At 32.8% G+C, this 10,357-nt stretch carries 10 protein-coding genes; 2 read left to right on the forward strand and 8 right to left on the reverse strand.

The features are described from left to right. Window positions 1-7 precede the first annotated feature (7 nt). The 4 genes from BUE10_RS02880 to BUE10_RS02895 form a co-directional block, all read right to left on the reverse strand. Window positions 8-325, reverse strand: a complete 318-nt coding sequence (locus BUE10_RS02880) for a DNA-directed RNA polymerase subunit omega (RefSeq protein WP_007807938.1) — start codon at window positions 323-325, stop codon at window positions 8-10. A 9-nt stretch (window positions 326-334) separates the two neighbouring features. Further along, entirely contained in the window at window positions 335-1,129 is a 795-nt protein-coding gene (locus tag BUE10_RS02885; RefSeq protein ID WP_073482182.1) for an outer membrane protein assembly factor BamD, read from the reverse strand. 139 nt (window positions 1,130-1,268) lie between these two features. Next, window positions 1,269-2,150: a 4-hydroxy-tetrahydrodipicolinate synthase gene (gene dapA, locus BUE10_RS02890; RefSeq protein WP_073482184.1), complete on the reverse strand. Its 882-nt coding sequence runs from the start codon at window positions 2,148-2,150 to the stop codon at window positions 1,269-1,271. A 16-nt stretch (window positions 2,151-2,166) separates the two neighbouring features. Then, a complete protein-coding gene (locus BUE10_RS02895; RefSeq protein WP_073482186.1) occupies window positions 2,167-2,679 on the reverse strand; it encodes a DUF6913 domain-containing protein in 513 nt (170 codons plus the stop codon). Between the two features lie 46 nt (window positions 2,680-2,725). Between BUE10_RS02895 and BUE10_RS02900 the strand changes: the two genes are divergently transcribed. Next, entirely contained in the window at window positions 2,726-3,505 is a 780-nt protein-coding gene (locus BUE10_RS02900; RefSeq protein ID WP_073482188.1) for a 5'-nucleotidase C-terminal domain-containing protein, read from the forward strand. 130 nt (window positions 3,506-3,635) lie between these two features. Then, the gene (locus BUE10_RS02905) at window positions 3,636-4,547 is read left to right on the forward strand and encodes a bifunctional metallophosphatase/5'-nucleotidase (protein ID WP_073482190.1); all 912 of its coding nucleotides are present in this window, start codon (window positions 3,636-3,638) and stop codon (window positions 4,545-4,547) included. Here the strand turns inward: BUE10_RS02905 and BUE10_RS02910 are convergent. The 4 genes from BUE10_RS02910 to BUE10_RS02925 all read right to left on the reverse strand — a co-directional run bounded on the left by BUE10_RS02910 (window position 4,533) and on the right by BUE10_RS02925 (window position 10,352). After that, a complete protein-coding gene (locus BUE10_RS02910; protein WP_073482192.1) occupies window positions 4,533-5,228 on the reverse strand; it encodes a hypothetical protein in 696 nt (231 codons plus the stop codon). The genes BUE10_RS02905 and BUE10_RS02910 overlap by 15 nt on opposite strands. Beyond that, a complete protein-coding gene (gene ligA, locus BUE10_RS02915; RefSeq protein WP_073482194.1) occupies window positions 5,218-7,221 on the reverse strand; it encodes an NAD-dependent DNA ligase LigA in 2,004 nt (667 codons plus the stop codon). The genes BUE10_RS02910 and ligA overlap by 11 nt, the downstream gene beginning before the upstream one ends. 249 nt (window positions 7,222-7,470) lie before the next feature. Further along, a complete protein-coding gene (locus BUE10_RS02920; RefSeq protein WP_073482196.1) occupies window positions 7,471-9,408 on the reverse strand; it encodes an OmpA family protein in 1,938 nt (645 codons plus the stop codon). A gap of 11 nt (window positions 9,409-9,419) precedes the next feature. After that, window positions 9,420-10,352, reverse strand: coding sequence for a PorP/SprF family type IX secretion system membrane protein (locus BUE10_RS02925; protein ID WP_073482197.1), 933 nt, complete (start codon window positions 10,350-10,352; stop codon window positions 9,420-9,422). Window positions 10,353-10,357 lie beyond the last annotated feature (5 nt).

The following is a 10,357-nucleotide window of genomic DNA, read 5'->3' on the forward strand; positions in this document are numbered from 1 at the left end:
TACTATATTATTTGTTTGAACCTCTGTGGTAAGTTTTTCCGTCTAACCATTCCTGAACAGCTAAAGCGTGTGGTTTTGGTAATTTTTCGTAAAATTTAGAAACTTCGATTTGTTCTTTATTTTCAAAAACTTCTTCAAGACTGTCATTGTAAGTAGCAAACTCTTCTAATTTCTCAGTTAACTCTTTTTTAATTTCAGAATTAATTTGGTTTGCTCTTTTAGCCATAATGGTAATTGCTTCATACACATTTCCTGTTGGCTCTTCAATAACTGTTTTATTGTAAGTTATTGTGTTAACAGGAGCATTCGTCTTTTTTAAATCCATGACTTATTTTTATTTAGTATATTTTTGTAAATCTGTTTCAACTCTGGCATTCATTTCGTCTGCCTCTTTTTTGTATTTTGTATCGCTTTTGTACTTGATTAAGTTTGCGTAAGCTGTTTTTGCGATATTTAAACGTTCTTCCATTTTTGAAGGAACACTGTTTATTGCTAACTTATATGCTGAATCATATTTGTAAAACAAAGCATCTTCTTTAAAAGGAGTTCCCGGAAAATCAGCTATAAAATTATCAAAAGCTACTAAAGCTGATTTATAATCTGAAATTGTGTTGTATCCTTTAGCATTTTCGTATGCTTTTTTCTCTAATTTTCCATTTAAAACCTGTACGGTTTTATTTGCCTCAGGTATGTATTCTGAATTTGGATAATTATCAATAAATGCTTGTAATTTCTCTAAAGCTTTTACCGTATCAGCCTGATCTAAACTATAAACCGGCGATAATTTTGAATAACTGTAAGCTCCTAAATAAGCACATTCCTGTACTTTTTCGCTTCGCGGATATCCTGAAACAAAACTTTCAAACTGATACCCAGCCAGATAATATTGTTTTGTTTTGTAATAAGACTGTGAAAACATATAAAAAAGTTTTTCAGCCTGAGGTTTACCTCTATATGTTGGCGCTAATTGTTCAAAAAGACGAATGGCTTTATTATACTTGCCAGCTTCGTACATTTTTGTCGCCACTTCGAACTTTGCTGCAACATCTTCATTTTTTAACGCCTTTTGGTAATCACTACAAGAACAAAAAAGGGCTACAACAATTAATAGAGATACTATTTTTTTCATTTATTTACTTTTATTATGATTTTCTTAGACATTATGCCAAAGTAAAAATCACACCGAAGCTTTCGGGTGCAAATTTAGTCATTAATTTAGCGACTGCAAAATAATTTTTTAGTATCTTATAATACTAACACTTTAACAATTATTTAATGCTATTTTTTACAAACTCATTTAATCTTGCTGCTAAAGCGTCATCTACAGAAACCAGAGGTAAACGTACCACATTTTCAGCAATACCAAGGGCTTGAAAGACTTGTTTTATTCCGGCAGGGTTTCCTTGTTCGAAAATCATATCAATACAATCTGCTAAAAAGTATTGTGTTTTAAACGCTTCAACGGCTTTTTTATTCAATCCTAAGCGAATCATTTCTGAAAATTCTTTTGGAAAACCTTGTCCAATTACTGAAATTACACCTGCACCGCCCGCTAAAACGATAGGTAAAGCAATCATATCATCTCCGGAAATTACCAGAAAATCTTTTGGTGTATCTTTTATAAGTTTTAATGCCTGAGCCATGTCTCCTGCCGCTTCTTTTATAGCTACGATATTTTTAAAATCATTTGCTAAACGAACAACTGTCGACGGAAGCATATTACTTGATGTTCTTGCCGGAACGTTATATAATATTACAGGAAGCGGAGATGCTTCTGCAATTGCTTTAAAGTGCTGATAAATTCCTTCCTGAGTTGGTTTATTATAATATGGTGAAACTGAAAGTATGGCTTCGAAAGCAGAAAAATCTCTTGTTTTTAATTCTTCAACAATCTGCATGGTGTTATTTCCTCCAACTCCAAGAACTAATGGCAGTCTTCCTTTATTAACATCAATTACGGTGCTGATAACTAACTCTTTTTCTTCTTGTGTTAAGGTAGCATTTTCTGCTGTAGTTCCCATAATGACAAGATATTCAACTCCTCCGTCAATCGAAAAGTTAACGACACGCTGCAACGCTTCGATATCTACTGAAAAGTCTTTTTTAAATGGGGTTACAAGCGCAACACCAGTTCCTATTAATGATTGCATATTTTGATTTATAATTTTATTTTATACTTTTTAAATACTTAAACAATTCTGTAATGAAAAGTTTATACTCTTTCATTGTAGTGCTAATCATCCAGCGATTTAATTTTTCATCGACCGAAGAAAACCCTACTTTAAATTTTGCTTTTGACTTGCTTGTGATCATCATTAAAATCGAAGTTTCCTCTTCATAATAACTAATCAAAAGATCAAATTCTGTATCTATAAATTCATTTAAAAAAACTTCTGTAACCTGCCCTTTCCAATCGATATGTTTTTTACCGAAAGTAGGTCTTGAATACGTTTTTTTCTTATCGAACTTACGTCTGTACGCTGCAATTTTTATGTTTTCGGGAGCAATTCCATTCGACACAAGTTCTTTTATTAACTCTTTTGAATGGCGAAATTCACTCTCATCAACCAGCAAACCAATGGTTTGTATATTGCTTGTAAAAACTTCGTTTTTGATAGTTTTTAAGTTATTTTTTAATGATTTTTTTACAAAAAATTCTCTTATATAATCTAAAAACATAGTACTTTTACGAATTACAAAATTAATTATTTAAGCCGCATTTAAAATGGTAAAACTAAAAAAGTATAACCGATTTTTAAAACTTTTTGTTATATTCTTAACACTATTTTCAATATTTTCCTGCAGTCCTAAGAATTATAATTTAACGAAGATAGAAGGAAAACAGATTCCAGTTGCAGAAAATAGTGCACAAACTCCAGAAATTGAGAATTTTATTAAACCTTATCGCGATAGAATTAATAAGGATTTAGACAGCGTTTTGGCGTATTGTCCTGAAACTCTTGATAAAAGTACAGGAAAATGGCAGACTTCTATTGGAAATTTATTGGCCGATGTCTGCTTAGAAAGAGGAAATAAAGTTTTTAAAATGCGTGAAAATAAAAGTATTGATATCTGCTTTTTAAATCATGGCGGTATTAGAGCGATTTTACCTAAAGGAAATGTTACGACGAGATCTGCTTTTGAAATTATGCCTTTTGAAAATAATATGGTTGTTCTGGCTTTAAAAGGTGAACAGATTTTAGAAATAACGTCTTATATAATAAGAGAGAAAAAACCGCATCCTTTGTCTGGAATGACTTTTACTATTGCAAAAGATAATACGGCAAAAAATATCCTGGTTCAGGGAAAACCGCTTGACGTAAATAAAACGTATTATGTTGCTACAAATGATTATTTGGCAAATGGCGGTGATAACATGAGTTTCTTTGCAAAAAATATTCAGAAATATGATTTGAATTACAAACTTCGAAATGTTTTAATTGATTATTTTAAGGAAGTTGATACAATTCCGGTTCCTAGAGATATTCGTATTACAGAAGAGTAAAAAAATATTTTGCCACGAATTGCACAAATTTTCACAAATTTAAATTGTCAAAAAATAATTCGTGTTAATTCGTGCAATTCGTGGCAAAAAAATCACCAAAATATAAAGTTCCCTGCAAAAAATATAGAAAATGAAAAGAAGAGAATTTATCGAAAAAACAGCTGCAAGTACTGCCTTATTAAGTTTAGGATTGTCGTTGAGCAGTTTTGGAAATAATGACATAAAACACTTAACTGTTCTGCATACAAACGATGTTCACAGTCATATAGATCCGTTTCCGGCTGATGATCCGCGTAACCCAAATAAAGGCGGCGTGTCTCGTCGTGCGGCGCTTATTGAAACGATTCGTAAGGAAAATCCAAATGTTCTTTTGTTAGATGCGGGTGATATTTTTCAGGGAACTCCGTATTTTAATTATTATGGTGGTGAATTGGAATTTAAGTTAATGAGTATGATGAAATATGACGCATCAACTATTGGAAATCATGATTTCGACAATGGTCTTGATGGTTTGTATGCTCAAATGCCTCATGCAACTTTTGAATTTATAAATTCTAATTACGATTTTAAAAATACCGTAATGAACGGTTTGGTGAAACCGTATAAAATTTTCAATAAAAACGGAATCAAGGTTGGTGTTTTTGGTGTAGGTATTGAACTTCAGGGTTTAGTTGACAAACAATTATACAAGGAAACTGTTTATAATGATCCTGTAGAAGCTGCTCAGGATATGACACGTTTATTAAAACAGGAAGAAAAATGCGATTTGGTAATTTGCCTTTCACATCTTGGTTATAAATATAAAGATGAACCTTCGAAAATTTCTGATTTAAAATTTGCGGAACTTACGCAGGATATTGATTTAATTATTGGCGGACATACGCACACTTTTCTTGACAAACCTACTATTGTAAAAAACAAAGCCGGAAAAGAGGTATTGGTTAATCAGGTTGGGTGTTACGGAATAAATTTAGGCCGTATCGATTTTTATTTTGATAAGGATAAAGCTCACAGCAATCAAGCTAGATCAATTATTGTATAAGGCTCTTTTATGCATTTTTATTTTTTCGAGGAAATATTCGACCATAAAGTAGTAGGCTAAAATTTGTGTTATATCACGAATCAGTACTAAAACTACGGAGTGCGAAAAGTATTCATTGAAGATGTAGAATATATCTGAAAATATATAACTTACTGCCATTAATGACATTAATAGAGTTATAAATGTACCTTTTGTAATGTAACTTACAAAAGAGAAATAACTTATATAACTGAGGATTATTCCGTAAATGATATAGATATAATCAAACTTTTTAGTGTTGTCAAATTTCATACTGAGTACTGAAATAAGCAGATAAACGATAAAAATTATTACTAAGGATATTGGCAAAATATCCTTTTTCTGTAATCTTATTTTTTCGTGTTCTACTATAAAAAGTTTCATGATTAAAGCGTATACAATAAGAAAACTTATTACGGCTCCCATTTCGGAAACCTCAACGTCCATAAGGTCAAAAACCTGACCTATAAAGCAGAATAGAAAAATAAAACTTTCGGTTTTCTTGATTTTGAATTCACTGCTTATTAAAAAATAAATAAAAATGGCAGGCAGCACTATCGCCTTTGCATAAATGGCAAGGAAATCTTGTTCTGTCCAATCAAAAATAATTGTAAACAGTAACGCCAGGAAGAATAAAATTAACGATGGTTTATTAGCCTTCATTCAGTTTAGTTATAAAATCATCTTCAGATAGTATAGGAATATTCAATTTATTTGCTTTTTCTAATTTAGCCGGTCCCATGTTATCTCCCGCCACGACAAAGTCGGTTTTTGCAGAAATCGAACTTCCTACTTTCCCACCGTTATCTTCAATCGTCTTTTTTAAATCGTCTCTCGAAAATTGGCTGAAAACTCCTGAAACTACAAAAGTTTTTCCAATAAATTTCTCGGTAGCATTTGGGTTTATTCTTTCTACGGTTTCAAATTGAACTCCATAACTTTTAAGACGTTCAATTATGATTTTATTTTCTTCGTTTTCAAAAAATTCTATTACGCTTTTGGCAATTCTTTCTCCAATTTCATCAACCAAAATTAAATCCATTAAAGAGGCCTGACTTAAAGCGTCGATATTTTTATAATGTTTAGCCAGTTTTTTGGCTACGGTTTCTCCAACAAAACGAATTCCGAGTGCAAACAGTACGCTTTCAAATGGAATTTCTTTTGATTTTTCTACTCCTTTTACCAAATTTTCAGCTGATTTTTGCGCCATTCTTTCCAGATGCAAAATATCCTCCACTTTTAATTCATATAAATCGGCATAATTGTGAACTAAATTATTTTTGAAGAGCAGCGCCACTGTTTCGCCGCCAAGTCCTTCGATATCCATTGCTTTTCTCGAAATATAATGCTGCACTCTTCCGATAATCTGCGGAGGACAGCCGTAAAAATTCGGGCAGTAATGGTTTGCTTCTCCGACATTTCGAACCAATTCGGTTTGACATTCCGGACAATGTGTAATGTAGTGCGTTATTTCTGAATTTTCTGGGCGTTTTTCTAAATCTACAGCGATAATTTTAGGGATAATCTCTCCTCCTTTTTCAACAAAAACGGTATCATTTATTCTGATATCTAATTTTTCAATTTGGTCTGCATTATGAAGAGAAGCTCTTTTTACAATGGTTCCGGCCAATTGAACTGGTTCCAAATTTGCCACGGGAGTAATCGCTCCTGTACGCCCAACTTGATAAGATATTGATTTTAATTTGGTTGAAACTTGCTCTGATTTGAATTTGTATGCGATTGCCCAGCGTGGTGATTTTGCTGTATATCCTAATTCTTCCTGAGAATGTATGCTGTTTACTTTGATTACAACACCGTCTGTTTCATAAGGTAATTGATGACGGTGTACATCCCAATAGTCAATAAAATCAAAAACTTCCTGCATGTTATTGACTAACTTGGCTTCGTTTGGAACTTTGAACCCCCATTTTCTGGCTGATTCTAATCCTTCATATTGGGTTTTAAACGGAAGGTTATTTCCTGTTACAAAATACAGTAAACATTCCAGCGGACGTTTTGCTACCTCAGCACTGTCTTGCAGTTTTAAACTTCCCGAAGCTGTGTTCCTTGGGTTTGAATAGGGAGTTTCGCCAATCTCAATCAATTCTTGGTTCATTTTTTCGAAACCTGCATGCGGCAGAATAATTTCTCCTCGAATGTCAAATTTTTCAGGGTAATCTCCTTTTAATTTTATTGGAATTGATTTGATTGTTTTAATGTTATTGGTCACCTCATCTCCCTGAAAACCATCACCGCGCGTTAACGCCTGAACTAATTTTCCGTTTTCATAAGAGATACTGATTGAAGCTCCGTCGTATTTTAATTCGCAGGTATATTGCAGATCTATATTTCCCAGAACGCGCTGAATTCTGTTTTCCCAATCGATTAAATCTTCTTTCGAATAGGAATTATCAAGAGAATACATTCTGTATTGGTGCGCAATGGTCTTGAAATTTTTAGTTACGGCTCCGCCTACTCTTTGGGTTGGAGAATCTTCATCAAAAAATTCCGGGTGTTTATTTTCTAAATCCTGAAGTTGTTTTAGTTTAATATCGAAATCATAATCAGAAATTGTGGCGTTATCCAACACGTAGTAATTGTAATTGTGTTGATTAAGTTCGTCTCTTAATGTTTGGATGGTTTCCTGAATATTCATAAACTGGTAAAATAATGCTGATTTTGACTTAAAAATAAATGAATATCAAAATTAGGATTATTTTTGTTTAAATAACATTAAACACAAAAGTTTTATAAAATCAAAAATCAGGCAGCAAAAACTTGCGGCCTGATTTTCTCCTTGTCCATTATTCTTAAAAAAGAATTTAAAAAAAACCAACTTCCAAATGGTTTCTATGTTCTACATCTTAAAATCTAATTATCAATAAATTAGATCGAAAATATAGTACTATTTTTGAATAATGATGAAATCGGAGCGTCTGTTTAATAAATGTTCTTCTTCAGTACATTTCACTCCATTTTTGCATTTATTGATTAATCGGCTTTCACCGTAACCAATGGCACTTTCGATTCTTGAAGCGTCAATTCCCTGCGAGATAATATAATCTCTTGTTGATTTTGCCCTGTTATCTGAAAGCTTTAAGTTATAAGCATCTTTTCCTCTTGAATCTGTATGTGATTCAATTTTGATTCTGATGTTTGGAAATTTTTGCATGATGAAAACTACTTTCGTCAATTCTTCGACTGCCAAAGGTGTAATGTCGTATTTGTCGTAGTCAAAATAAATTGGTTTAACATCTACTTTTTCAACACCTTTCTTTTTTACCACTAAATCGTCATAATTGCTAAGTTCAAAATTGATATTTGGAATTTCACCTTCATTTTCTTTTGTAGTTGTTACCGTTTTTTCGTCACTGCTGTAATTTGGTTTGGCAGCAATCATATTAACCACTTTATCACAAGGAACGACAATGGCGTATTTTCCTTCGTAGTTGGTTTTGGTTTCGCCTAAAACTTCTTTAAAAGAATTGTAAGCCATTACGGTTACATCTGATAATGGAAGTTTAGATTTTCTGTCAACGGCAATTCCCGAAATACTTTGGTTACAAACCGGTTTTCCTTTTACAAAAGAATAAATATCATCGTCTCCTTTTCCTCCTGCTCTGTTGGATGAAACGTAACCGTAACTATCTGACTTATCAACGATATAAGCAAAATCGTCTTTGTTACTGTTTATTGGAGCGCCAAGATTTCTTGGGGTTGTAAAAGTTCCGTCTGATAAAAATTTACTTTCGTAAACATCTAAATCTCCTAAACCATAATGCCCGTCTGAAGAAAAATAAAGCATTCCGTTTCTGTAATAAGGAAAAAGGTCATTACCAATTGTATTGATTTTTGGTCCAAGATTGAGCGGTGTACTCATTGTTCCGTCATCTGAAATTTTTACCACATACAAATCTGTTTCCCCAAATCCGCCCGGCATATCTGATGCGAAGAAAAGCCATTTTCCGTCATCGCTTAAAGAAGGATGCCCAACTGAATAATCATCGCTGCTAAAGAATACGTTTTGCGGATTTTCTAATTTATTATCTACAACATCACCTTTAACAATTTGAAAATTATTGACTTTATCACCATCAACAACTAATTTGTTTTTCTTTAAAATATTAGTTGTGTAATAAATCGTTTTTCCACTTGCATCAAATGTGGCTGTTGCTTCGTGATATTTGCTCATTACATTTGGAATAAACAAACTTTCATTAAATAAGCCTCCGTCTGCAGGGTTTCTTTCGGAAACATACAAATTCAGGAATGGCTGATTGTTCCAAGTGTATAGTTTTTCGCTAAACTTGGTTGTATCTCTTGCCGAAGTAAAGACAATTTTTTCCTGAAAAAAAGTGGTTCCAAAATCAGATTTACTGGTATTGATATCCAGGTTTTTAATTTGATACAATGGCTTTGCTTTCGCTAAACTATCTAATTGCTTTTTCTGAGCAACATAGCGGTTAATTTCCTTTTGATCTCCTTTTTTATCCAGATATTCCTTGGTTATTCTATCTGCTTCATCATAATCCATAACAGCTTTCATGCTTTGAATGTATCTCAGATAGTAAATATCAGTTAGATTATTGCCCTGCGCTTCGTATAATTTTTTATACCATTTAAGGGCATTTCGTGCATCAGAAATAAAATAATACGAGTCTGCGGCATTTTTTAATGTTTGTGTCGACGGACTGCTGATATTCTGTAAAATTTCTTCATAAGCCTTTGATGCATCTGTATACGAATAATTTCTAAACAAAGCATCGGCTTTCTTTAAATTAGTCTTTTGAGCAAAACTAAACGTAATGCTCAAGACTAAACTTAGGATATATAATTTTTTCATATGTTTTGTTTTTAGAAGAATCGTGGAGATTTAATTTTGCTTTGTCCTTTGTTGAATGAATAACGCAGGATAAATTCGTGCGTCCCATCGTTGTATTTATTCAATTGACTTGTGGTGTAATCAAAAGCATATCCTAAATAAAAACTAGGAGATACTTGAAAACCTGCCAGAATACTTACTGAATCATCTGTTCGATATGATCCTCCAATAACAAATTTTTCATAAAGCATAAAATTCGCCGATACATCAGCAGTTATCGGTGCTCCGCTTACTGCTTTTACTAAAAATGCTGGTTTGAACTTCAAATTTGGGTTCAAATCAAAAACATATCCTCCCATTAAATAATAATGCAAACGATCGTAATCTATCGATTCCTGCACATCATCATAATAGTTGTTTGAAATAAAACTTGGAATAGAGAATCCTAAATACCATTTTTCTGTGTAATAGTAAATTCCGGCTCCTACTGCTAGTTTCATTTGATTGTCTATATTTTGGTTTAGGAGAACATCATTATTATCATAATATCTTCCTTTTGACCAATCTATATTTAGCATTCTCATACCTGCTTTTATACCAAATGCTAATCTTTTTTCGTACCCAAGAGGTAATGAATAAGAAAAGTTTCCGTCAAGGTATAATTCATTTGAAGGACCAATTTTGTCATTAACTACACTCAATCCTAAACCGATTTTTTCATTTGAAAGCGGTGAGTGAATGGAAAACGATTGTGTTTCTGGTGCCCCTGAAATTCCTACCCATTGTGAACGGTGTAAAAGTGTGGCTTCGAGAGTGCCGGTAGATCCGGCATAAGCCGGATTTACCGCCATTGTATTATACATATACTGCGTATATTGAGGATCTTGTTGTGCACTGACACAAACTGTAATAAGAGAACATATTAAAATGAAATACGTTTCTAATGGTTTTATATATAGTTTCATAACGA

It is taken from the genome of Flavobacterium sp. CF108 (genome assembly GCF_900129795.1).
In the GTDB taxonomy this organism is placed as follows: Bacteria; Bacteroidota; Bacteroidia; order Flavobacteriales; family Flavobacteriaceae; genus Flavobacterium.

What these genes read in the sequence shown, in the direction of transcription:
- BUE10_RS02880 (WP_007807938.1), bottom strand. Translation starts at nt 325, where the DNA reads ATGGATTTAAAAAAGACGAATGCTCCTGTTAACACAATAACTTACAAT.
- BUE10_RS02885 (WP_073482182.1), bottom strand. Translation starts at nt 1,129, where the DNA reads ATGAAAAAAATAGTATCTCTATTAATTGTTGTAGCCCTTTTTTGTTCT.
- dapA (WP_073482184.1), bottom strand. Translation starts at nt 2,150, where the DNA reads ATGCAATCATTAATAGGAACTGGTGTTGCGCTTGTAACCCCATTTAAA.
- BUE10_RS02895 (WP_073482186.1), bottom strand. Translation starts at nt 2,679, where the DNA reads ATGTTTTTAGATTATATAAGAGAATTTTTTGTAAAAAAATCATTAAAA.
- BUE10_RS02900 (WP_073482188.1), top strand. Translation starts at nt 2,726, where the DNA reads ATGGTAAAACTAAAAAAGTATAACCGATTTTTAAAACTTTTTGTTATA.
- BUE10_RS02905 (WP_073482190.1), top strand. Translation starts at nt 3,636, where the DNA reads ATGAAAAGAAGAGAATTTATCGAAAAAACAGCTGCAAGTACTGCCTTA.
- BUE10_RS02910 (WP_073482192.1), bottom strand. Translation starts at nt 5,228, where the DNA reads ATGAAGGCTAATAAACCATCGTTAATTTTATTCTTCCTGGCGTTACTG.
- ligA (WP_073482194.1), bottom strand. Translation starts at nt 7,221, where the DNA reads ATGAATATTCAGGAAACCATCCAAACATTAAGAGACGAACTTAATCAA.
- BUE10_RS02920 (WP_073482196.1), bottom strand. Translation starts at nt 9,408, where the DNA reads ATGAAAAAATTATATATCCTAAGTTTAGTCTTGAGCATTACGTTTAGT.
- BUE10_RS02925 (WP_073482197.1), bottom strand. Translation starts at nt 10,352, where the DNA reads ATGAAACTATATATAAAACCATTAGAAACGTATTTCATTTTAATATGT.